Raw genomic sequence first — 23,752 nt, 5'->3', positions numbered from 1 at the left:
ACGTTAACTTGACTTTGGGCACTGGGAACAGCCCCCAGAACAGGGGGATGATTCCAAAAAGAGACAAATCGGTAGCCATCACTGCCTTGACTACGCGGCATGCTTACATCGGCACACCCACCAGGCTGGTCACCCGGATCGTCTTGGTCTCCGGAATTTCGTTATGCGACAGCACCTTCAGCTGCGGCACCGCACGGCGCAGGAAGCGCGACAACAACACGCGTAGCGGGGCCGGCACCAGCAGCACCGGGCTCAGGCCCATCTGTTCCTGCTGGGCGGCGGCATTCGCCGCCTGCTGCGCAATGGTGTCGGCCAAGCCGGGCTCGATGCCGGTGCCGTCGCCGCCCGCCCCCATGGCCTGCATCAGCAAACGCTCGAGACGGTTGTCGAGGGTCATCACCGACAGTTCATTCGTGCCCGGGAACAGCTGCTGCACGATGGCCCGGCCCAGCGCCACCCGCACCATGGCGGTCAGCTCGTTCGGGTCCTGGGTCTGGCCGGCGTACTCAGACAGGCACTCGATGATGGTGCGCATGTCGCGGATGTGCACGCCTTCCAGCAGCAGGTTCTGCAGCACTTTCTGCAGGGTCGACAGCGACACCACCTTCGGCACCAGGTCTTCGACCAGCTTCGGCGCCCCCTTGGCCAGGTGATCCAGCAGGTCCTGGACTTCCAGTCGGCCCAGCAGTTCCGAGGCGTGGGTCGTGATCAGGTGGTTCAGGTGGGTCGCCACCACGGTGCCGGCGTCGACCACGGTATAGCCCAGGCTCTGCGCCTCGTCGCGCAGGCTGGCGTCGATCCAGGTGGCCGGCAGGCCGAAGGCCGGGTCGGTGGTGACCAGGCCCGGCAGCGTGCCGCTGGCCATGCCCGGATTGATCGCCAGGAACTGGCCGTTGATCGCTTCGCCAGTCCCCACTTCCACGCCCTTGAGCGTGATGCGGTAGGCCGAGGGTTTCAGTTCCAGGTTGTCGCGGATGTGCACCGGCGGCGCCAGGAAGCCGACTTCCTGGGCGAACTTCTTGCGGATGCCCTTGATGCGCTTGAGCAGTTCGCCGCCCTGGGTCTTGTCGACCAGCGGGATCAGGCGGTAGCCCACTTCCAGGCCGAGGGTGTCGACTGCCATGACGTCCTGCCAGGTCGCCTCTTCCGATTCGGCGGGGGTGGCGGCCGCGCCGCCGGCCGCGGCCGTTGCCGCCGCTTCCGCCGCGGCCGCTTCCTTGGCCGGCGCTTCCTTCTTGCGCTTGGCGATCAGCCAGCCGCCGCCGATCAATACGCTGCCCAGCAGCAGGAAGATCAGGTTCGGCATGCCCGGGATCAGGCCCAGGGCGAAGATGATGCCGCCGGTGATGTACAGGGCTTCCGGGCGGGCGAACAGCTGGTTGGTGACCTGGCTGCTGATGTCGTCCTCATTGGCCACGCGCGAGACCACCATACCGGCCGCGATCGAGATGATCAGGGAAGGAATCTGGGCCACCAGGCCGTCACCGATGGCCAGCAGCGTATAGGTTTCGGCCGCCTGGCCGAAGGCCAGGTCATGCTGCACCACGCCGACGATCAGGCCGCCGATCACGTTGATCAGGGTGATCATGATGCCGGCGACGGCGTCGCCCTTCACATATTTGGATGCACCGTCCATCGCGCCATAGAACTCGGCCTCCTGCGCCACTTCGTTGCGGCGCTTGCGGGCTTCTGCTTCGCCGATCAGGCCGGCATTCAGGTCGGCGTCGATCGCCATCTGCTTGCCCGGCATCGCATCCAGGGCGAAGCGCGCGCCCACTTCGGCGATACGGCCGGCGCCCTTGGTGACGACCGTGAAGTTGATGATGGTCAGGATGACGAAGACGACGATACCGACCGTGTAGTTGCCGCCGATGAGGAAGTGGCCGAAGGCTTCGACCACCTTGCCCGCGGCCGCGCCGCCGGTATGGCCTTCGGTCAGGACGATACGGGTCGAGGCGACGTTGAGCGCCAGGCGCAGCATCGTCGAAATGAGCAAGATGGCCGGGAAGGCCATGAAGTCGAGCGGCTTGACCGTATACAGCGCGGTGAGCAAGACGATGACGGACAGCGCAATGTTGAAGCTGAAGAACACGTCCAGCACGAAGGCCGGCAGCGGCAGGATCATCATCGCCAGCAGGATGACGATGAAGATCGGGGCCGCGAGCGCGCTGGCGCCGCGCGACGCGAGCCCGTTCGTCCATGCCGGCAGTTTGACGCTGTTCATTAGTGCAATGCTCCGTTATTCGGGTCGGTATTTGCTGCCCCCGGTCCCTTATAGGCCGGGTCGTTCGGGTCCATCTCTGCCGGCACCGCCAGCTTGGTCGGGCGATCCGGATACAGGCCTTCGCCCTTCTTGTAGGCGCGCAGCTGGTAGACGTAGGCGAGCACTTCCGCCACGGCCGAGAACAGCTTCTCCGGGATTTCTTCGTCGATGTCGGTGTGCTTGTAGAGCGCACGGGCCAGGGCCGGGGCTTCCAGCAGGGTCACCTTGTGCTCGGCGCCGAGTTCGCGGATCTTGGCGGCGACGTCGTCGACACCCTTGGCCACCACGCGCGGCGCGCCCTTCTGGCCGTCGGCGTACTTGAGCGCCACTGCATAGTGGGTCGGGTTGGTGACGATCACATCCGCAGTGGGCACATTCTGCATCATGCGGCCGCGCGCCATTTCGCGCTGCATCTGGCGAATCTTCCCCTTAATCTGCGGATTGCCGTCCGACTCCTTCGACTCCTGGATCATTTCCTGGCGCGTCATCTTCATCTTGTCGTGGTAGTGCCACAGCTGCCAGGGGCCGTCGATGGCGGCAATCACGCCCAGGGCGCCGGTGATGAACAGGAAAGCCTTGGCCACCAGCTCGCCCACGTGGGCGCTGCCGGCATTCAGCGGCTCGAGCGCCAGGCCGATCACTGCATCCTTCTGGCCCATGATGACCACCCAGGCCACGGCGCCGACCACCAAGGTCTTGGCGACGGCCTTCAGCAGTTCGATCAGGGCATTGGTGGAGAACATGTTGCCGATGCCCTTGATCGGGTCCAGCTTCATGAAGTTCGGCATGAATGCCTTGGAAGAGAAGTTCCAGCCGCCGATCAGGAGCGGCGACGCGAGCGCCACCAGCATGATCAGGCCGGCCAGCGGCAGGCAGGCGATCAGGACCGCCACCAGGTCGGCGGTGATGCGTTCGATCAGGACGTTGGGGTTGAAGACCTGGTCGCGGCTGAGCGACAGGCCGGATTGCATGGCCAGCTCCAGCTTGCCGATCAGCGAGCCGCCGGTCATCCACAGGCCGGCGCCGGCAGTCATCAGGACGGTAAACGTGGCGATTTCGCGCGAGCGGGGGACATCGCCTTCTTCACGGGCTTTTTCTAGCCTTCTGGGTGACGCTGGTTCTGTCTTTTCTGCGTCGCTGTCGTCCGCCATCTTGCTTCCCTGTCTTGTCGTTCGTGACTAGTACAAGTCAGCATTGTCGCCGATATTGCCGTGCGGCCATACATCGAACAGGGGAACAAAGTGCCCTGTATTCAGCGAGCGTCGACTGACCAGAAAGGTTGCACATAAACGTCGCCGGCACATGCGCTCCGCATGAACGTACCTTTGGGATATGCCATTGTGGCAATGCTGTGCCAGAATGTAACGAGCAGTTCCTTTTTTTAATGCAAGGAAATGTTTTGGTAATATAATGTGCTTGCAAAAGTAGCACTCTGCACTTCTGTAATTTTGAACAAACAAGGACCTAACATGAAAAAGCTTCTCGTCGCTAGCGCGATCCTGAGCCTGCTGTCGACCCAAGTGCTGGCCCAGACCAGCGCTCCGGCAACCAGCACCACCGGCGCAACCAGCACCACCGCAACCGGCACCGCAACCGGCACCGCTACCGGTACCACCGCTGCTGGTACCGGCGCTGCTGCCGGCGCTGGCGCTGCAAGCACCGGCGGCCTGCTGGGCGGCACCGCCCTGGCTGGTCTGTCGACCACCACCCTTATCGCCATCGGCGCTGCTGTCGCTGCTGTCGGCGTTGCTGCTTCGGACAGCGACTCGAGCACTGCTCACTCGGCAACGACTCACCACTAATCGTTCTGTCAGAGTGCTTTCGGGCACTCTACCGACGAAAAACGGCCGCTTCGCGGCCGTTTTCATATTGGAGTTATGGCTTTCGTGTGGGAGCCAATGTCGACCATTTAATCAAAGAAGTCCGCCTCTTTGAACGAGCGGCCTGCAGCATCCTTTGCCGCCAATTGGGGACCAAAATCGATCGGCCACTCGACAGCCACTGTCGGATCATTCCACATCAGGCTGCGTTCGTGCTCCGGATACCAGTAATCGGTCGTCTTGTAGAGGAACTCGGCTGACTCGCTCAGCACGACGAAACCATGCGCGAATCCAGGCGGAATCCACAATTGGCAATGGTTTTCCGCGCTAAGGATTTGTCCCACCCATTTCCCGAAGGTCGGTGAAGCTTTCCGCAGGTCTACTGCAACGTCGAAGACTTTACCCTGCACTACACGCACCAGCTTGCCCTGAGCATGCTGGATCTGGTAGTGCAAGCCGCGCAATACGCCTTTTGCCGACTTGCTGTGGTTGTCTTGTACAAAGTCAACCTCCAAGCCCGTGACCTTCCTAAAGTCCTGCGCATTAAAGCTTTCAAAAAAGAAGCCTCGCGCGTCACCAAACACTTTCGGGGTCAACACCAGCACGTCGGGGATGGCGGTTGGGGTAACGGTATATGGCATATCAAATTACTTTAGAAGATTCAACAGGTAACGGCCATAGCCGTTCTTGGACAGGGGCGATGCCAGCTTTTGCAGGTCCGCAGCATTGATCCAGCCTTGACGGTAGGAGATTTCTTCTGGACATGCCACCTGCAGGCCCTGTCGCTTCTGCAATGTAGCAATGAAGCTTGCTGCTTCCAGCAGGCTGTCGTGGGTGCCTGTATCCAGCCAGGCGAAGCCTCTCCCCATGATCTCGACGTCCAGCATCCCCCGAGAGAGGTAGCACTGGTTCACATCGGTGATCTCCAGCTCGCCACGTGCGGATGGTTTGATATCGGCGGCGATATTGCACACGTTGTTATCGTAGAAATACAGCCCAGTCACCGCATAATGCGACTTTGGCACCGTCGGCTTTTCCTCGATACTGATGGCGCGCTGCTTGGCATCGAATTCGACCACGCCATAGCGTTCCGGATCATGCACGTGATAGGCGAAGACCGTGGCCCCATCGATACGGTCGTTAGCGCTGTGCAGTTGCTTGACCAGGTCGTGTCCGTAAAAAATATTATCGCCCAGCACCAAGGCACTTGCATCGTTGCCGATGAAGTCCCGCCCGATAATGAATGCCTGCGCCAGGCCGTCAGGCGAAGGCTGCACCGCATACTGGATATTCATGCCCCACTGGCTGCCGTCACCGAGCAGTTCCGCAAAGCGCGGGGTGTCGTGCGGCGTGCTGATGACCAGCACGTCGCGAATACCGCTCAGCATCAAGGTGCTGAGCGGGTAGTAGATCATCGGTTTGTCATACACTGGCATCAGTTGTTTACTGACGGCCTGGGTCACCGGATAAAGCCGTGTTCCGGAGCCGCCGGCGAGGATGATTCCCTTGCGTTTGGAATTGGACATTGTTGTCTTTTAAAAAATTTGCTGTAAGACGTGGCGGACGCTTTCCTGCCAGGGCGGGAGCCGCAAACCGAAGGTATTGCGGAAGCGGCTGGTGTCGAGCCTGGAATTGGCTGGCCGTTTGGCCGGAGTCGGGTACTGCGCGGTCGTGAGCGGCATGACCGTCTCTGGACTTGCTTTGAGCGCCTGGCCCGCAGTCAGCGCTTCACCGATGACGAAGCGCGCATAGTCGCACCAGCTGGTTTCGCCTGATGCGGCAACGTGGTAGGTTCCGTATGGGAACCGATCCGCGCCTTCGCGCTGGTACTGTCGGACCAGGTGTGCTGTCAGGTCAGCCAGCACTGCTGCCGAAGTCGGGGCGCCGAACTGGTCCGCCACGACGTTCAGCTGCTCGCGTTCGGCAGCGAGACGCAACATGGTTTTCGCAAAGTTGCCCCCATGTGCCCCCACCACCCAGCTGGTGCGCATGATCAGGTGCCGCGCATTGGCCGCGGCCAGCGCTACCTCACCCGCGTACTTGGTGCCGCCATAAACGCTTTGCGGGTCGGGCTGATCGTCTTCCGAGTAGCTGCCATCCTTGCTGCCATTGAACACATAGTCCGTAGAAAAGTGTACGACCAGTGCACCAAGGCGCGCGGCTTCTTCCCCAAGAACGCCGGGCGCCTCGGCGTTCACGGCGAATGCAGTGGCTTCGTCGGCCTCGGCCTTGTCCACGGCGGTGTAGGCTGCAGGATTGACGATGACATCCGGTGCGACGCGCCGCACTAGTTCACGAACTGCCTCGCCGTCGGCCAGGTTGCAATCTGCATGACCGACGGCGATGACTTTACCAAGTGGCGCCAGCGCGCGTTGCAGCTCGAAGCCGACTTGGCCATTCCTGCCTGTGACGAGGATTTTCAATTTATGCTCCGTACTGCTTGCCGACCCACTCGCGGTAGGCGCCGCTGGTGACATTTTGCGCCCACGCCTGGTTGTCGAGATACCAGCGCACGGTCTTGCGGATGCCGGTCTCGAAAGTCTCCGCCGGTTTCCATCCAAGTTCACGCTCGAGCTTGGTGGCATCGATCGCGTAGCGGCGGTCATGGCCGGGACGGTCCGTGACGAAGGTGATCTGGGTCTTGTACGACGCACCGTCGGCGCGCGGGCTGAGTTCATCGAGGATGGCGCATAAGGTGCCGACGACCTCGAGATTGGCCTTCTCGTTCCAGCCGCCCACGTTATAGACCTCGCCAAGCCTGCCCGCTTCGAGCACGCGGCGGATGGCAGAGCAATGGTCCTTTACGTACAGCCAGTCACGGATCTGCTGGCCGTCGCCATAGATCGGCAGTGGCTTGCCTCCCAGCGCATTCTGGATGCACAGGGGGATCAGCTTTTCCGGGAAATGGTATGGCCCGTAGTTATTCGAACAGTTCGTCGTCAGCACCGGCAAGCCATAGGTATGGTGATAGGCGCGCACCAAATGATCGCTGGCGGCCTTGCTCGCCGAATACGGGCTGTTGGGCTCGTAACGGTTGGTTTCGCGGAACGCAGGATCGTCCTTGCCAAGCGAGCCGTAGACCTCGTCGGTCGACACATGCAGAAAGCGGAATGCCGACTTCTCCTGCTCCGGCAGGCCGCTCCAATATTCGCGTACCGCTTCCAGCAGGTGGAAGGTACCGACGATATTTGTCTGGATGAAGTCTTCCGGGCCGTGGATGCTGCGGTCGACGTGGCTCTCGGCAGCGAAGTTCACGACCGCGCGCGGCCGGTGTTGCTTGAGCAGTTGCCGGAGCAGGCCGACGTCGCCGATATCGCCATGGACGAAGATATGGTTCGGATTGTCGCGCAGGCTGGCCAGGTTCTCCAGGTTGCCTGCATAGGTCAGCTTGTCGAGGTTGACGACTGCTTCATCGGACACCGTGAACCAGTCGAGCACGAAGTTACTGCCAATAAACCCGGCACCGCCGGTCGTTAAGATCATATACGAATACTCCAAATAGCTGCGATAGCGTCTCGGTAAGCGGTCTTGCTCGCCCAATGTCGAACACGCATGGCTCATGCAAAACACGACAATTTTAAATAAGAGTGGAACTTCCAGACAGCAAATCGTTGTTACCGCGACGCGATTTCAGCGATAAAGTCGGGAATACGTGTCATACAGACAGTCAATAGCTGCCGCTCCATGCCACACTGAGCGACTTCGGCCCTGGACTGACAGCGAAGTGCGAGCGCGGATTGTCGCGCTGCGCCTGCCATAGCCAACTACCCACGGCATAGCCGAGTACGCCACCGGCGACCACATCCGATACCCAGTGCTGGCGCCCAGCGCTGCGGCCCAGCGAGCCCGCGGTGGCCAGGCCGTACAGCCATGGGGCATCGTATTCCTGGGCGAAGGGCGTTACGGCGGCAAATGCCACGGCGCTGTGGTTTGATGGGAAGGACGCGTCCGAGCGCTTTGACGCCCGGCTCCACCGCCCCAGCTCTTCATGCGGACGAGCACGGCCGACCAGGCGCTTGGTCGCCATCGACAGTGCAGCGGCGCCGACGACGGACTCCAGCGAGATGATACCAATGTTCTGCATCCGCGCATCGCCGAACGCCACCGCACCGGCAGCCGCGCCGACTAATACGGCAGGCATCGCCTTGCCGGCCTTGTCCCAGGCTTCCGTGACGCGCGACCCGGCATGCTTCTTCATGAAGCGGTCAACAGGCTTGTCCAGCAAGGCGCCGCCCAGGATCGCTCCACCGGCAAGCATCGTTCCATTGGCCCATTGCGGCAGCGTCGGCGTCGTGGACACCGATTGCTCGAGGCGCCAGCGGAAGGCCGGCCATGGGCTCGTCATCGCACGCACCGGTGGATTCACCGCGGCCCGCCCCTGCTCATCGCGGCGCTCGGCAAAGTTACCCAGGCCGTCGTAGGTCGTCAGGTCCCTGCGCGGCTGCTCCATCAAGTCGTACAGGTCGCCAGGACTAGCCACCATCTGGCCGACGTCGCGCGTCCACGGTGCAAGAGCGAATCCGGCCGTCACCTGGGAATCCGCTGGCAGCATGATGTTCAATGGTACCGATAGGAATATGCCCTTGTCATTGTAAGGATCGCTCGGCGAGCCTGGGCTGGTAATGTCCTTGCCATTGGTCTTCGTGAACCAAACCCCGATCTCGGTGCCGGACTGGAAGCGACGCTTGAACTCCATGCGCACCCCTTTGTCCTTAGCCAAGAAGCGCCCTGCCCGCGCCGTCGCAGTAATATCGTAAGGGAGCTTGTAATGCATTGCACCGAGTGCGGTAACGGTCTTGTAGTCGCGCTTGTCGAACCACCCCTTGAATCCACGTTGCTGAAGCGCATCAACCGTCAGGTCAGCAGCCCAGCGGCTGTCTTTAGGAAAGTACAGAACCTGGCCGCCTATGCCGCGGTACATCTCTTCATAAAAACCGGCAGATGCACGCGCGTACACGCGCTCATCCAGCATCATGTATTTGTTGATGAGCAGACGATTCACTTTTAACCTGCTCGCGCGCTTATATTCGGCAATATCCGTGCGTACGTGGGGTAGCAAACTGTTTGATGGCTGGGTTACACCAGAAATATTCTCGAGCAAGCTCAGCCTGAACGCAGTGTTCAGATAAGTACCCTCGGACAGACGCTTATCGTAATTGACGGCTGCAGCGATCTCATAACGTAAAGCACCGCTCGGATCGTTGAAAAAGAAACCAATCTTCGGCACTATTTTGAATCGATTTGCTTCGCGGTCCTCTGAAACAACCTGAACCATATTTCCGTCTCGACCTACCTGCACCGCTAAGCCACTTCCCTCGTCAGCGATAGACGCAAGCAAGCCGTCCCGGTCACTATCCACCTTGTCTGCGGGGCTTGAGTATCGCACCAAAACGGTCTGCAGGAAGTATTCTCGGTCTACTAGGCCACTTAAATAGTCGGTCAAGCGGCCGAGGTCGAAAAACTCGTAAGTGGCAACTGGCTGCTCTACTTTGGTATAGGTCACGTGAATCGCACGGGTGCCCTCCGGCGCGAACGCGAGCGCTGTACGCACGGCACGTCCTACCGCACGTCCCATATTCGCGATGCGGTTGTTGGTCAAGGAAACTTTGAGTGACCTTCCGTCCAGCTCAACACGGACATTCCTGAAATCCTGCTGGACTAACGCCTCCACCAGTTCGTCCCCATGGCCAGCGTCCCGCCATGCGGCGATCGGAACCTGTCCAGCTACTTTTTTCGCTTTGTACGGCACCGGTTCATACAATTTAGGTATGAATTCGCGTTCGGAGAACGGAATGCTGAGATAGGCGTTCGCACTAAAATGGCCGCGGTGGCGGGCTACCTGGGCGCCAAGCCAGCCCCAGCGATATTCGAGTCCCACCGCCGGCCCCTTGCTCCTCTTTCCGGCAAACGTCCGGTCCGCGAGATAATCCTTGGAGTAATCGTTGGCATCATACTCGGCGACCACTGCCCACTGAGGCGCCGCGAGCGGAACCCAGCGGAGGCCGGCAAAAAGGCCTTCCGGACGCTTGAAACCATAGCCAACACTCGCTTCAAGATTCCGGGCGGAGCCGAAGGTCTTGGTGGCGACGATATATTTACCGGTGAAGAGCTCCGTGCCGAGCAGGTCAGTGCTTCCCACCGCCACGGAAGGTAGCCACGTGTTCTCCTGCAATAAGCGAACCTTGACGTCCGCTACCTTGTCCTTGTAGCGGCCGTACTCGCTGCCATACTGACCAGGCACATAGGTGAACCCTGGAATGCCCGTGATAGAAACATAACGCCCAGTTATCTGCAAAAAAGGCAGCAGAGTGCTGGTCACCCAGAAGTTACCGTACGGGCTGTCGTAACTGTAACCGGTGGAGAACATCCCGTCCGGCCCGACCTCGGCATTCGGCATGTTGATGTAACCGTGCTGCCCTTGCACTGAAGGGGTATTTGCACGCGCATCCGCGGCACCCAGCACGAGACAACTACAACATGCGTAGCTGATGCTTCTTTTAACGAATTTGTACACGACGATTATGGCAAGGAGCGACTATTCGTTTCTCAGGCTGAAGCACGCGCCGGAGAAACGAAGAATCCCTCAGGTCAAATAAAAGGGCGAAATCTGCTTATCCGCCTGGCCGGCGCGTTGCAGCAAGTGGTCGACAAAAGCACCGAGACTGACGAAAACGCCGTCCGCCATCCCAGCATCATCACCGAGAGCATGTCCGCTCTCCACCAGGAAGCATTCGCCGACACCGGCGTTTCGGCCTGCGATCACATCGGAAACCTTGTCGCCAACCAGGACCGAACCGGCCAAGTCCAGCCCCAGATCGGATGCCGCTTTCAAGACCATGCCGGGCATGGGTTTGCGGCACTCGCATCCGTGTGGCGCATTCCAGTCGGGAGCGTGTGGGCAATGGTAGAAGGCATCCACGGTCGCGCCAGCGTCTGCCAGCTTCGCCGAGATATGATCGGTCAAGATGGCGTAATCGCTCTCGGTGTAATAGCCTCGCCCGATGCCGCTCTGGTTGGTCACCACGACGACCTGCCATCCTGCTTCGTTCAAACGTCGTATGGCGTCAGGAACGCCGTCGACGAACTCGAAGTCCGCTACGCGGTAAAGGTAGTTCTTTTCGACATTGATGACACCGTCGCGATCCAGGAATACGCAGCGCTTAACCATCGACGCCCATCCGTTTGCAAAAGGCAAAGTAGTCTTGAGGGACGCCGATGTCGGTAAAGTATCCCGAGACTTGGCATACCGAAACGGTGTGCCGCTGCACCGCCTCGGTCAGCACGTCGGTCTCGAAACTGAACGCCTCGCCGTCGACCTTGCTGACAAAAGCCGGACGCGCGATCCGGTAATACCCTGCGTTGATCCAGCCGGGACCATGCTGACCTTTTTCCGAAAAGCCGACCAGCCGATCGCTTGCGATCTGCAATGCACCAAAGCGGCCAACGTCTGGCACCGCGACGCCGAGCATGCGCACGTGTTCTGGCTGCGGCACCGAAAGAGGCGCGATCATCGCCGATGCATCTCCTTCGAACAGCGTGTCGCCGTTGACCACTACCACCTCGTCGACGCCCAGGCGGTCCATGGCAAACAGAATCGCTCCTCCTGTTCCCAATGGGGTCGCCTCTCGTACCATGGCACTGATCGCCAGCTCGGGATGGGCTTCGACGTAGTCCTCGACCTGAGAGGCGCCGCTACCGAGCGACAGGACGATCCGCTCGAACCCCTGCTTGCGCAGGTTCTTGACCAGCAGCGCCAGGAATGCCTCATCCCCCACAGGGGCCAGGCACTTGGGCACTTCGCCGAGCACGCTTTTGATACGGCTACCTAGACCGCCAGCGAGGACTACACAGGGGGTGGATTCCATGAACGCTCAACCTTTGAAATACATGCGCTCGACGAAACCGCACCAGTAATGGCCAATGACGATGTGCACTTCCTGGATTCTGGCCGTCTTTGTCGATGGGACCTTCACCTCGTAATCCACGGGAGCGCCTTCGATGCCGGCCGCGCCGCACAGGCCGACCGTCTTCACGCCGAGGTCACCGGCGATCTTGAAGGCTTCAATGATGTTCTTCGAGCGGCCGGACGTGGTAATACCGACGAACACGTCGCCGGGCTGAGCCTGCGCCGCGAGCTGACGGGAAAACAGTTTTTCGTAGCCGTAGTCGTTACCGATCGCCGTCAGCATTGAGGTGTCCGTCGACAGCGACAGGGACGGCAAGCCAGGACGGTCAAACTCGAAACGGCTGACGAATTCCGCTGCCAGGTGCTGGGCATCGGCCGCGCTACCGCCATTACCGGCGAAAATGACTTTCTTCCCTGAGCGATATGCTTGCAGCATCAGTTCGCCGACCTGGCAAACCTGGGCTTGGATCGCAGCATCCTCGAGCACGGCCTGCTTTACCGAGATCGAATCACGTACCGATTCCGCAAAAAAATGATTTACATGTTCCATACTGATACTCCGTGTTTTTCAAATTCAAATTCGTAAAATTGGCCGCCGCAGTCAGCGAGCGCCCTGCGCACCGCCCAGCGCAACGTTGGAGGCACGGCGATCACCATGAAACCGCCGCCGCCAGCGCCGGACACCTTCAGCCCGGTCGCGCCTGCGCCGTATGCCATTTCGGCAATGGCGTCGATGGCGGAGTTTGAAATACCCGGAGCCATCTTCTTCTTCTCAAGCCACGACGAGCCAAGGACCGAGATTACGCTGTCGAGGTTATTCTTCAGCAGCGCGTTCTTCATCTCGACCGCGGACTTCTTCACGTTGTGCATCGCGTTCAAGGCCGATTCAGCCTTGGACTCGGTAGCTTGGATCTGCGACTCGATGATGCGAGCCGACTCCCGCGAGCGGCCGGTATAGAACAGCAGGAGCTGCGATTCCAGGCGCCTGAGCGTCATGAGATCGATACGCAGCGGATTGACGATAACGTGGTCGTCGGCGCCGAATTCCATGTAGTTGACGCCGCCAAATGCGGCCGAATACTGATCCTGTTTGCCGCCGGCCATGCCGCAATCAATGCGCTCGATTTCATACGCCAGATGCGCGATATCGTATTCGCCGAGCGGAATATCGAAGGCATGGGCATAGGCCGCGACCATGGCGACGACCAAGGTCGAGGACGAGCCGACGCCGCTTCCTGGAGGCGCGTCGGAATAAGTGATGAGCTCCACTGCGGGCGCTTCACCATTCAAGTATTCGCGATTGATCCTGTCGTACACTGCATGGTGCAAGACTAGGCGACGCTCGGCGCTCGCGGTGTCGCTATTTTCTTCGACATTAAAATCGGCCGCATAAAACCGACTCGGGCCCGAGTGATCGAAGATCGCCAATTGGCAATGGGTGTAGAGGCTGATAGTAACGTTAAGGATCGCACCGCCGTGAATGTCGCAGTATGGCGAAACATCCGTACCGCCGCCAGCTAAGCCAAGCCGCAATGGCGCCCGTGCATGGACTTTTTTGATAATTTTCATCGATTTACTTTACAAAGAATCTCAATGCCATAAAACTTTCGGCCAGTCGTTCGGCCCGCATGCGGGAAGGCTGCTGACACAGGCGGTAAACGCCTTCCATTCCGATCTTCTGAATGAATTTCGGAGCGCGTTTGATGTTGCCTGACACGAAGTCAAAGCTGCCGCCCACCGCCATCACGAGTGAAACTCCACGCGATTCGAGCTCGACAAATATATCTTTTATCAAAAGCTCTTGCTTTGGAGCACCGAGACCAAAGAAGATTGCGGTCGGCTTCACCTCGTCGATCACCTCGAACAGGCGTGCAAGCCATTCACGCGACATTGGATAGCCAGAAAACTCCGGCGAGAATCCGAAAACTTCACCACCGTACAGCTCTTTCAAACGCTGCACGGAGCCAGTATTCGAATGCTCGCTGCCGCCGATCAGCAGCAGTCTGCCTTGGTTTCGGGCGACCTCGGAAGAAATCCGGTAGACGAGGTCGGAACCGCTCAGTTTCTGGTAGCTCCTGGTGCCTTTGAAAAAGGCGCGAATATTGACCGCCCACTGGAGAATCTGCCCGTCGACGACGCAAGTGCCGACCTTGAGCGCCTGTCTAAAATCGTCGCGCTGGTTAGCCAAGCCCACCAACTGGGCATTGACCGGAAAGATGACCTGCAGCCGTCCGCCCTTGAAAATTTCCGGCAGCGCCGGACTAAGCTCAATTACCGAAAATTTCATTGTTCAACCTCAGTTCCTAATTTTGCGTTCACCCGCGTGAAAAATTGCGACTGCCAATCGGAAGCGCTCCTGCCAATTCCGTCCTTGATCCCGCTGAACGTCGCGCGAATGCAGGCGCCATTCCGGGTTTTCAGGTAGCACGCCAACAGTAGCCATGCTGCCGTGACGAGGGGCGAGCCCTTCCTGATTTTCTTCAGATAAAGTATCGCACTCCGCGAATACATGTAATAGAAAAATGGGCTTGCCGCGCCCACGGTCGCCGAGCCTTCGTGGTAAACCTTGCTGTCCGGCGCAACTGCCAATTTGTAACCGGCGGCCAGTGCCCGCTCCTGCCATTCCGCTTCCTCGAAATAGAGGAAAAAACTCTCTTCCATCAGCCCAATGTCGTCGATGAGCCTCCTGGACACCAGCATGCTGGCCCCCGTCAGGTAAACCAGCTGCCGTCCGAACAGCCAGCCACTCAGACCGCCGCGGCCCGGCAGGAAATTCTTGAAAAGAGCCAGCTGCTTGATCCCGGAAACGCCGCCAGCGCATTGCAGATTGCTGTCCGAGGTATTGAGCAAATAAGATCCGACCAGGCCAACCTCGGGGCGGGCCTTCATCATCGCCACCAGAGGCTGAAGTGCATCGTCCTTCACGATGGTGTCGTTATTGACGATCCAGACCACGTCATAGCCGATGCCCATGCGTTCTGCCCAGCGCAGCGCCTGGTTATTGCCGAATGCATAACCACCATTGGCCGTCGAGTCGATCACGTGGATCCCACACCGATCCCCATCCGGCGTATCGCGGCAAAGATGGGGATATCGGGCACCAACCTGCTCTTTCAGCTTCTCGAACGATCCATCACCGGAATTGTTGTCGACAATGATGAGGTTATGTCCGGCTGTCAAGACATTGCTGACCAGTGAGTCGACACATGCCAGGGTCCGCTCTGCAGCACGCCAGTTCAGTACAACAATAAGACACTTCAAGATTCAGACCTCGATGTTAACGCGAGCAAGCCGCATACAAAAAACAATGCTGAGCAAAGCATTGAACCCACCATGTTGTTAAACACGCCCATGACTGGCACGAAAAGAAGCAGCATCAAAGCGGTACTGCCCACGCCCCCCTGAATGTTCAAGGCCTTGTGCCGAATGCCCTTGAACAGCAATCCGTAGCAGATATACGCTACCAGCCCTGAATAGCAGAGCAACTCCAGGTAAAAATTATCGATCGCATAAACGTCGCTTTCTCCCGGGATCAACGCATTTTGGGTAAGCCCCAGGCCGACGAAGGTGGCCGATGGGGTTCCGGCGAACTGCTGGTAAATCGCCAGCCATGACGCCATGCGCGTCAGCATGCTCGAACTCTCGGCACTTACCTCCAACTGCCCCGCTGCGGTTTGCGCCAGCATGATCGCCACGACGGCAATGCTCAGGATCGGGCCGAGCAAATAAATCATCGATGACAGCTTAGCCACGCGCCTGGGTGCGGCTTTACGAAGAAACATCCAGACCATCAGGATGACGTAGGCATTCCTGGTGAAGGTCATGCACGCAAGTAAATACAACGTCAGGGTCATCCAGCGACTCGGCGGCAGATTGCTGTAATGCCGCAGCGCCATCAGGACGATCACCGCCATAGCGAAATCGAGGCCCGAAAAATAGGCGCCGGACAGGCGCGGCAGCGTCCAGTCACCGAAAGTCGCCGGGGAAGTCGTGGCGAACTTTTCATAAACCGTTGAGTAGGAGTCCCCCAGAATCACGACATCGAGGCCGTTGATGAAAGCGCCCAGCAAGAGCGCCCATCCAGCGACATTCAGCCAATATTCGGTGCGTCGACGGATGACCGGCAGATCTCGCTCGGCAATACCGTTCGAAAAAAGACCGCCTGCAAACACGAACAGCACCGGCGAGACAAAATAAATCCATGCGGTGGCCAGATCCGAACTCTCGAAACTGCCCTTGCGATAAACGACCGTGCCAGCGAACAAAAACATCTGGACAGTAAACATCAGAACGGCAAGCAGGACGCTATGTCCAATGCGCAGCGCTCTGGAATAGAAGAGCGATGAACATAGCAGGGCAAGCGCAAAGAAGCTGTTCAATGCGCTGATCGGCAACGCCATGCCGCTTAGCTTGAAAGAGACGAGCCGAACCAGCGGCAGTACATAAAAGCCGCAAGCCAGGAATCTCACTAGTACCAACATGATATCGGTACGCCGATCTGCTGCCATTTCAGTTTCTTGTAGTCCGCAGTCTTTCGCGGTGTTTTTGAATTCGTACCTGCCCGCAGTCAAATCAGGAGGCCCGGAAAACGTCTAAATCTGACCCGAAGCCGCTCGCAAACCGGCCAATGCGGTGTTGACTGCCTTGCCCGCACTCCAGACGCTCTTTATCAGCACGCGTGGAGTCAGGCACATCAGCTTTGCCCAGTGCGGACTGATGGGAGAGGCCAGCGCAAAATCGGCGCCAAGCTGCTTCAGTTCCGGCAGGCTGATGCCACCAACCGCATGCAGGGCAATCAGTGATTTGAAACCGAACAGTCCCGTATTGAGCCCGTGTGACCGGATTACATGATTCTGTTCTGACTCGGTAAAAAGTCTGGGGAACGATCGAACCAGTGCAGCCCAATCCCTGACAAAAACACGCAATGCGGTCTTGAGCCAGTAACTCTTCTTTTTCCTGTTAAAACAGATCGACGGCTGGCCGAGCCAAGCGCACGACGTAGGGCGAAGCGATGCATATTCGAAAATCAGGCCCAGTTGGGGGAAATTGGTCCACTGGACCCTGCGCTCCTCGGCAACCGGAAGCGATCGCGGGCCGCGGCCGTAGACCGTCGCGCCGGACAGCGTCAAATACCACCCGCGGTCGACCAGAAAATCCTTGACATCCTTTCCTTCGATGGCCCGGTCGACCGGATCCTTGGCGTAGGAGTTGATAAAGATGAAGTCATGTCCCTGGTTCGCCCGCGCCAGGACGTCGGTCAGCGCGCCCGGCCTGAGGTAGAGCGAGTCGCCCAGATACCAGACATAATCGCTGTCGGGCATTGCCAGTGTCGCGAAAAAGTTACGGTCATGCCCCAAGCTTGGGTCGTTACGCCGGTAAAAGATGAATTCATATTCATCTTTCAGTTTCGCAACCATTGACTCGGTTTCAGAGTCTTTGCTGTCATCCGAGATATAGATGGGGATGGAATGCTCGCGGATCTCCGGGAGCATTTCCTTCAAATTCTCGTAGAGAATGGCACTTCTGTTATATGTCGGTATCGCCAGTGCGAGCCGGGAATTAGGATTTCGTAGCATACACCGCTCTAAAATACTTCCTCAGTCCTTCTCCGAGATCGAGCGGCTGATAATTTATATGGGACTGCAGCTTGGAGATGTCCAGAACGATTTTTGTCGCATCGACCTGTCGCGCCGACTTGTACTCCACATCGGCACGCACGCCTACCAGATCTTCAATCAGGTGGATGATCTGCTTGACCGAGGAGCCTACGCCTGAGCCGACGTTGTAAGTGGCATTCCACGAGTTACGATCCACCAGAGCCGTTATCGCTGCGGCAAGGTCACCGACCCAGACAAAATCGCGGATAACGGAGCCATCTCCCCATATCTCGATCAACTGACGGTTGACGATCTTGTCAAAAGCGACAGCGATTAGTCCCTGCTTCCTGTCGGGATTCTGATGAGGTCCATAGGGATTGGACGGGCGGACGATTATATACTCCAAACCGGCGGTGCGGGAAACAAATTCAATATACTGCTCAAATAGCATTTTTGAGTAACCATAATGACTAATTGGCAGCGGTTGAATCTTTTCCTGACAAGGTCCTTCGACGGCGTTGCCATAAATAGCGCCGCCGGACGAGAAGTATAGATATTTCATCTTTCTCGAAGCGAGGTGGCTCAACAGCTGAAAAGCCGGGAGCATCATGTCCCTGAGTTCGAGATCGAAAGCCGTGTAGTCGCTCGAGGGCAACAAGCTCGATGCCAGGTTCGCAACACAATCGATTTCCAGCTCATCCACGAGACGGATGATTGCTGCAGTGTCGCCGATATCGACCTCGTACTTTCCGTTAACGGGAATCGAAAGACGCCGGCTTTCGAAATTGGCGAAAGACTTGTCGAGAAGGTATACGGAATGCCCGGCATTAATCATCGCCTCTGCGAGATTGATGCCCAGAAATCCTGCACCTCCGATCAATAATACTTTCATAGGAAATGGATCTGGTTAGCGGTGTGGAAGAAGACGCGTCAGCGAAAATACGAGACAACGCCAGACAAATACGGCAAGAGCGGACGATCGTTTGATTCGCTCGCCATCAGCTAGCCAATCGCGGTCGATCATGAGCTTTTGGACACGTGCCGAAGTCGAAAGCAGAAGAGAATAAAAGCCGGGGACGACGCCCTCCGATATCATCCGGGAGCGCAGTTCGCGCGATTTCGTCACGAACGCACTCCTGGTTTGGGGCACCATTGATTCATTTTGCCGCATCCGGTACAGACCGACTCTCTCGGAAACGATCGGAATATCGCCTATCGCGGCGACCCAGCGGCACCAGAATTCATAGTCCGCGATAGGAAACCAGGAAGGATCGAAACTACCGACCGACAGCGCCAGGTCCCTCCTCATTACGACGCCAAGAGTACCGCAGAATGGGTTGCCAAAGAAAAATTCGCGGGTTCCCTTGAGGCGGGTTTTGCCGAGTCCTTTCGACGGGGCTGCCGTCAGCGCGTGCGCGTCCACGACACGGTCTTTCGGAATCTCTTGAGGACGATTTTCGCGTTGGTCCAGGATAACGACCTGGAAAGCGAGAATTGGAGCCGGCTCGGCCGCTGGCTGCAGCAGGCGCGAATTGAGCTCCGCCGCGAATGCAGGTAACAGCAGGTCATCATCGTGCAGAATCGTCACGTATTTGCCGCGAGCCAGATTGATTCCCTGGTTCCAGTTCCCGAACATGCCGACATTCTCGATATTCTTGTAATAGACAAACGAGTGGTCGCGGAACCGCGATATCTCCTGCAATGCGAGGGCGTCGTTCGATGGATCGTTATCGACCACCAGCACTTCTACCGGAAAATCGAAATGGAGCGCAAAAACAGACTCCAGCGTTTCTGCAAGCAGATCGAAACGCTTGTAAGTCGGGATGGCGATCGACAGCAGAGGCACTGTGTCGCGCACCGAAGTATCCATCAAGATCCGGCTACTGGCTCTTGCAGTTTCTCGAAAATCCATTTGATTCATGTGCATAATGATTTATCCGATCCGGAAACGCTGCGCTATTACACGTAACGCGAAACAATTCGCTTCGCTCCCAGAACCAATATGTTCGAAAGGCTGACCTCAAGATGCTTCACTGCTTCCAACGGCCATTTCCAGTTGTTATAGGCCAGTTGCACCGCGCCTTGTGCGATTACGATTCCCGCGATGCCGAATGGCTTGATCAATAACAAGGTCAACAAGGTGACCCCAATGCCCGAAAAGATCGCCGCGCCGACGAACGGCACCTTGTTCAGCGTGGTCAAGTAGCTCGCTGCAATGCTGTGGTTCATTTCGAGCAGTATGACGATTCCCAGCATCAGGCAAAGCGGCCAAGGCAGCAAATGGTTGCGACTCCCGATTAAGGTGAGCAGGCCGTCACCTGCAACCACGACAAACGTCAATCCGAGCAGGAAGAAAACCCAGCTCATCAGGAAGGTTTCGCCAAGTACCTCGGCAGCGGCTTTCCGGTTATAAGACGCCTGTAGGCTGGCCAAATGCGGAAGCTGCAGCTGGCATACCACGCTCGCCATTCCGGACAACGCCATCAGCACGGTAACGGTGATGCCGTAACTGCCGGACGCCGCCAATCCGACGAAACTCGCGGCGATCAGTACGTTGCCTCGCTGTATCAGGAAAGCACCGATCTGGACCACGCCCAGGCGACCGGCGTTGTGCCAGAGTGTGCGCAGGATTTCGCGTTTGCCTTCCGCCGTGATTTCAGTATTCCGGATCCGTTCGATCAAGGCGTCCTTGGTGAAATAGTGGTGAGCGGTGGCTCTTCCGACCGCGGCCGACAACAATGACGCGATCCCAAGGCCGAACAAGCCATAGCCCATCAGAAGTGCACTCACGCTAAACAACACCAGCGAACCACGGGTGATTACAGTGACTTTGCTTCCTTGCGTGACGTCGCCGCGCCCCTGCAAGAAGCCGTTGATATAGGCAAAATAAAAATTGATGATCGAGCCAAGGGAGAACATTCCCCAAGCCAGAAGGGAGTGGGCAGCATCCTGATTCGGCGTCAATAAGGTCTTGATATACAGGCTTCCCAGAAGCAGCATGAAGACGCCCGCGAGGCCGGCAACCGCGCGGTACACGGTGCGTGCAACCTCCAGCAAGCTGGCAAGCAGGACGACGTTGGTTCCCGATTCTTGGTTGGCGCGCTCCGGCAGCCCTGTTTTCGCCAGTTGCTGCGCGCCCGAGTACACATAGGCAGCATTGCGCGCGAACGTTGGCTGGAAGCCAAGTTCCAGCAATTGCGCCAGGCCGGCAAGCGCCGTGAAGACGAACCAGAGACCGAGATCTTCAGGAGAAAGGTAGCGCGCGCTTATCGGCAGCAGCAGCAGACCGCCGCCCAGATTCAGAGCTTGAGCGAGATACCCCCATATCATGTCGCCCTGTGTTATTTGCCTGCCCATGACTCAAGCGTTATCTGCGGTTACCGGGCGCGTTTGAAGAATGCCGGTTTCAAACGGGATTTGCGGCTTCCACCCGGGAACGGGAGAAAAACCGGTCCATGTCGTCATGACTTCACGCGGACGGTAAGGACGTCCTCCCCAAAGGATTGGCACCTGTGTGCCCGTCGCCTGCTCGAAGGCCGCGACCAAGTCGCGCAAGCGTTGGGGCTGGCCGGACGACACGCCATAGTGAACGTTCCCCCCATCGCGCCCGCGCAACTGCGCCGCAGCCAACATGAAGGCCTCGACGACGTCATCGATATGCACGAGGTCGATCAATTGCTCCCCCTGCGACATGGCCAGGGGTTCGCGCGCGGCCGAGGTTTTCCACAGCAGCGCGATCAGCTTCGAGCGCCAGTCGTCGGGGCCATACGTATCGAACAGCACCAGAGTCGTGGCAACCAGGCCGTGGGCCTCGACGTAGTAGGCCAGCAGGCATTCGAATGCCTGCTTGGTCGCCGCGTACAGGTTGACGGGGTTGTACTCGTGGTTTTCATAGTGCTGCCATGAGGTGCCGGTATTCACCAGATGACGCACGCCATTGCGTGCCATGGCCTCCACGAGCTGAGTCGAGAACAGGACGTTGGAACGCACCAGGAGCTCGACATTCGCCACCGTGTGCTGCGCCAGGAAAAGCGATGCCAAGTGAAAAACGACTGTCGGCGCTGCCGCCTTGACGATGGCCACCATGTCTTCAGTGCTGCCGTCGTGCTCGTGGCAGACGACTGTTTCCTGTGCCGGGCCAAGCACTTTAGTATCGCTGCCCGGCCGAATGATGAGGTGCACATTCCAGCCATCTGCAACGAGGCGGCGAACCAGCATGGCGCCGACATAGCCAGTGCCGCCCGTCACCAGTGCACGTTTCGCGTCGCGTTCATTCATAGGTAAAGGGGCTTTCAAACTCGGAAAACGGATTGAAACGCGCGTCGCGTTCCGACAGGATCGGCGTTTCGGTCGGCCAGTCCACCTTCACCGACGACCAGAGTATGCCGGAATCGTTTTCCGGCGAATACACGGTGCTCACTTTGTAGACGAGCGTCGCCGTCTCGCTGACGGCACAAAATCCGTGCGCAAGTCCCTTCGGGATATACAGATAATTGCCCGCCTCGGCGCTGAGAGTGAAGGTCGCCGCTTGCCCGTAGGTTGGCGAACCGACCCGCAGGTCGAGGACGACGTCGAATACTTCGCCCTGCACGCAGTAGACCATCTTGATGTGGTCCGCAGGCGGCGTCTGGAAGTGCATCCCTCGGATAACGTCTTTGCGCGAGTGCGAATAGTACTCTTCGGTAAACTCGGTGGACAGGCCCAGTTCGCGAAAGGCATCTGCATGAAATACCTTCACAAAACTGCCGCGCGTATCGTTCATGACGCGCGGCAGCACCTCATGGCATCCTGGGATGAATGAAGGTTTGAGCGTGAACATTAGAAATTCAGACCGAAGAACTCTTCGAGCTTGGCAACGATGTAATCTAAGTGCGCGGCGGTCAAGCCCGGGAACGTACCCAGCCAGAAGGTCTGGTTCATCACAACGTCGGTGTTCGTGAGCTCACCGCTGACGCGGTAATTGCGTCCGATCATGTAAGGCTGGCGAATCAAGTTGCCGGCGAAGAGCAGACGCGTCGCGATCTTGTTTTGTTCCAAGTAATTCAGTAGGTCAACACGCTTGACACCGGCGGTTTCCTTCAGGACGACCGGGAAACCGAACCAGGACGGATCGGAATTCGGCGTCGCTTCTGGCAGGTGCAGGAACTGCTCGCACGATTGCAGGCGCTCCTTCAGGTAATTGAAGTTTGCCTTGCGCGTAGCGATGAATTCGTCGACGCGGTCGAGCTGGGCCAGCGCGCACGCCGCCTGCATATCGGTGATCTTCAGGTTGTAGCCGAGGTGGCTATAAGTGTACTTGTGGTCGTAGCCTTCCGGCAGGTCGCCCAGCTTCCAGCAGAATCGCTTGTCGCAGGTATTGTCCTTCCCCGGAGGGCAATAGCAGTCGCGGCCCCAATCGCGGAACGATTCGGCGATCAACTTCAATTCCGAGTTGTTGGTGAACACGGCACCGCCCTCGCCCATGGTGATGTGGTGGGCGGGGTAGAAGCTCAGCGTAGCGATATCGCCGAAGGTACCGACGAGTTGGCCGTTGTAGGTCGCGCCCAGCGCATCGCAGCAGTCCTCGATCAGCCAAAGATTGTATTTCTTGCAGAGTGCCGTGACGACGTCGAGATTGAACGGATTGCCCAGCGAGTGCGCCAGCATGATGGCCTTGGTCTTGGGCGAGATCGCTGCCTCGATTTTGCTTGCATCGATGTTGTGGGTCGCGAGGTCCACATCAACGAACACCGGCACCGCGCCGAACTGGAGGATCGGGTTAACCGTGGTCGGGAAGCCTGCGGCAACCCCGATCACTTCATCACCCGGCTTGATGGCGCGCTCGCCCAGCTTCGACGAGGTGAGGGTCGAGAAGGCGACGAGGTTGGCCGACGATCCGGAATTGACAGTGATCAGGTGTTTGACGCCGAGGTATTTCGCGAGTCGCTCTTCAAACATGGCGTTGAAGCGACCGGTGGTGAGCCAGCCGTCCAGGCTGGCCTCGACCATGTTCTGGAGCTCTGCGGCGCCGATCACTTTGCCGGATACCGGCACTGGCGTTTGTCCGGGAACGAAAGCCTGCGGGGCATAGACGATGTCCGCATACTGCTGCACCAGATTGGCGATCTCCTTGCGAATGGCGTTCGGAGATTTCGGCATAAATTGAATGTTCGAGGTAGTCATATTT

General features: G+C 58.3%; 22 protein-coding genes. 1 reads left to right on the top strand and 21 read right to left on the bottom strand.

What is annotated here, in order from left to right; genetic code table 11:
- Positions 1 to 103: 103 nt before the first annotated feature.
- Complete coding sequence (gene flhA, locus B2R83_RS08235) at positions 104 to 2,224, bottom strand: flagellar biosynthesis protein FlhA (RefSeq protein ID WP_292039996.1); 2,121 nt, start codon at positions 2,222 to 2,224, stop codon at positions 104 to 106.
- Entirely contained in the window at positions 2,224 to 3,414 is a 1,191-nt protein-coding gene (flhB, locus tag B2R83_RS08230; protein WP_292039995.1) for a flagellar biosynthesis protein FlhB, read from the bottom strand. The genes flhA and flhB overlap by 1 nt, the downstream gene beginning before the upstream one ends.
- Positions 3,415 to 3,732: 318 nt before the next feature.
- Between flhB and B2R83_RS08225 the strand changes: the two genes are divergently transcribed.
- A complete protein-coding gene (locus B2R83_RS08225) occupies positions 3,733 to 4,065 on the top strand; it encodes a hypothetical protein (protein WP_292039993.1) in 333 nt (110 codons plus the stop codon).
- A gap of 107 nt (positions 4,066 to 4,172) precedes the next feature.
- Here B2R83_RS08225 and rfbC (B2R83_RS08220) read toward each other — a convergent pair whose 3' ends face one another.
- From rfbC (B2R83_RS08220) to rfbH, 19 genes are all read right to left on the bottom strand, one after another.
- Complete coding sequence (gene rfbC / locus B2R83_RS08220; protein ID WP_292039991.1) at positions 4,173 to 4,724, bottom strand: dTDP-4-dehydrorhamnose 3,5-epimerase; 552 nt, start codon at positions 4,722 to 4,724, stop codon at positions 4,173 to 4,175.
- Positions 4,725 to 4,730: 6 nt separating this feature from the next.
- Entirely contained in the window at positions 4,731 to 5,609 is an 879-nt protein-coding gene (rfbA, locus tag B2R83_RS08215) for a glucose-1-phosphate thymidylyltransferase RfbA (protein WP_292039990.1), read from the bottom strand.
- A 9-nt stretch (positions 5,610 to 5,618) separates the two neighbouring features.
- On the bottom strand, positions 5,619 to 6,560 hold the full coding sequence (gene rfbD / locus B2R83_RS08210; RefSeq protein ID WP_414674377.1) for a dTDP-4-dehydrorhamnose reductase: 942 nt from the start codon (positions 6,558 to 6,560) through the stop codon (positions 5,619 to 5,621).
- Entirely contained in the window at positions 6,508 to 7,566 is a 1,059-nt protein-coding gene (gene rfbB / locus B2R83_RS08205; protein ID WP_292039986.1) for a dTDP-glucose 4,6-dehydratase, read from the bottom strand. The genes rfbD and rfbB overlap by 53 nt, the downstream gene beginning before the upstream one ends.
- Before the next feature lie 184 nt (positions 7,567 to 7,750).
- Positions 7,751 to 10,507 (bottom strand): YjbH domain-containing protein, encoded by a 2,757-nt coding sequence (locus B2R83_RS08200; RefSeq protein WP_292040109.1) that lies wholly within the window; start codon positions 10,505 to 10,507, stop codon positions 7,751 to 7,753.
- Positions 10,508 to 10,666: 159 nt separating this feature from the next.
- Complete coding sequence (gene gmhB, locus B2R83_RS08195) at positions 10,667 to 11,251, bottom strand: D-glycero-beta-D-manno-heptose 1,7-bisphosphate 7-phosphatase (protein WP_292039985.1); 585 nt, start codon at positions 11,249 to 11,251, stop codon at positions 10,667 to 10,669.
- Positions 11,244 to 11,948 carry a sugar phosphate nucleotidyltransferase gene (locus B2R83_RS08190; protein WP_292039983.1) on the bottom strand — a complete coding sequence of 235 codons (705 nt, stop codon included), beginning with the start codon at positions 11,946 to 11,948 and terminating at the stop codon, positions 11,244 to 11,246. Before B2R83_RS08190 ends, gmhB begins: the two co-directional genes overlap by 8 nt.
- Before the next feature lie 6 nt (positions 11,949 to 11,954).
- Entirely contained in the window at positions 11,955 to 12,539 is a 585-nt protein-coding gene (locus tag B2R83_RS08185; protein WP_292039981.1) for a D-sedoheptulose-7-phosphate isomerase, read from the bottom strand.
- Positions 12,527 to 13,558: a dehydrogenase gene (locus B2R83_RS08180; RefSeq protein WP_292039979.1), complete on the bottom strand. Its 1,032-nt coding sequence runs from the start codon at positions 13,556 to 13,558 to the stop codon at positions 12,527 to 12,529. Before B2R83_RS08180 ends, B2R83_RS08185 begins: the two co-directional genes overlap by 13 nt.
- 4 nt (positions 13,559 to 13,562) lie before the next feature.
- Positions 13,563 to 14,276, bottom strand: coding sequence for a WecB/TagA/CpsF family glycosyltransferase (locus tag B2R83_RS08175; RefSeq protein WP_292039977.1), 714 nt, complete (start codon positions 14,274 to 14,276; stop codon positions 13,563 to 13,565).
- Positions 14,273 to 15,250, bottom strand: a complete 978-nt coding sequence (locus B2R83_RS08170; RefSeq protein ID WP_292039975.1) for a glycosyltransferase family 2 protein — start codon at positions 15,248 to 15,250, stop codon at positions 14,273 to 14,275. The genes B2R83_RS08175 and B2R83_RS08170 overlap by 4 nt, the downstream gene beginning before the upstream one ends.
- Positions 15,247 to 16,497 (bottom strand): hypothetical protein, encoded by a 1,251-nt coding sequence (locus B2R83_RS08165; protein ID WP_292039973.1) that lies wholly within the window; start codon positions 16,495 to 16,497, stop codon positions 15,247 to 15,249. The genes B2R83_RS08170 and B2R83_RS08165 overlap by 4 nt, the downstream gene beginning before the upstream one ends.
- 84 nt (positions 16,498 to 16,581) lie before the next feature.
- A complete protein-coding gene (locus B2R83_RS08160) occupies positions 16,582 to 17,565 on the bottom strand; it encodes a glycosyltransferase family 2 protein (protein WP_292039970.1) in 984 nt (327 codons plus the stop codon).
- Complete coding sequence (locus B2R83_RS08155; protein WP_292039967.1) at positions 17,549 to 18,478, bottom strand: NAD-dependent epimerase/dehydratase family protein; 930 nt, start codon at positions 18,476 to 18,478, stop codon at positions 17,549 to 17,551. Before B2R83_RS08155 ends, B2R83_RS08160 begins: the two co-directional genes overlap by 17 nt.
- 15 nt (positions 18,479 to 18,493) lie before the next feature.
- Positions 18,494 to 19,513 (bottom strand): glycosyltransferase family 2 protein, encoded by a 1,020-nt coding sequence (locus tag B2R83_RS08150; RefSeq protein WP_292039966.1) that lies wholly within the window; start codon positions 19,511 to 19,513, stop codon positions 18,494 to 18,496.
- A 32-nt stretch (positions 19,514 to 19,545) separates the two neighbouring features.
- Complete coding sequence (wzx, locus tag B2R83_RS08145; RefSeq protein WP_292039964.1) at positions 19,546 to 20,943, bottom strand: O-unit flippase-like protein; 1,398 nt, start codon at positions 20,941 to 20,943, stop codon at positions 19,546 to 19,548.
- A 3-nt stretch (positions 20,944 to 20,946) separates the two neighbouring features.
- The gene (locus tag B2R83_RS08140) at positions 20,947 to 21,864 is read right to left on the bottom strand and encodes an NAD-dependent epimerase/dehydratase family protein (RefSeq protein WP_292039962.1); all 918 of its coding nucleotides are present in this window, start codon (positions 21,862 to 21,864) and stop codon (positions 20,947 to 20,949) included.
- On the bottom strand, positions 21,857 to 22,405 hold the full coding sequence (gene rfbC, locus B2R83_RS08135; RefSeq protein WP_292039959.1) for a dTDP-4-dehydrorhamnose 3,5-epimerase: 549 nt from the start codon (positions 22,403 to 22,405) through the stop codon (positions 21,857 to 21,859). The genes B2R83_RS08140 and rfbC (B2R83_RS08135) overlap by 8 nt, the downstream gene beginning before the upstream one ends.
- Positions 22,405 to 23,748 (bottom strand): lipopolysaccharide biosynthesis protein RfbH, encoded by a 1,344-nt coding sequence (gene rfbH / locus B2R83_RS08130; RefSeq protein WP_292039957.1) that lies wholly within the window; start codon positions 23,746 to 23,748, stop codon positions 22,405 to 22,407. Before rfbH ends, rfbC (B2R83_RS08135) begins: the two co-directional genes overlap by 1 nt.
- Between the last annotated feature and the right edge of the window lie 4 nt (positions 23,749 to 23,752).

The organism is Massilia sp. UBA6681, assembly GCF_002454935.1.
In the GTDB taxonomy this organism is placed as follows: domain Bacteria; phylum Pseudomonadota; class Gammaproteobacteria; order Burkholderiales; family Burkholderiaceae_D; genus Telluria; species Telluria varians.
This window is presented reverse-complemented; position numbering and strand designations above follow the sequence as displayed.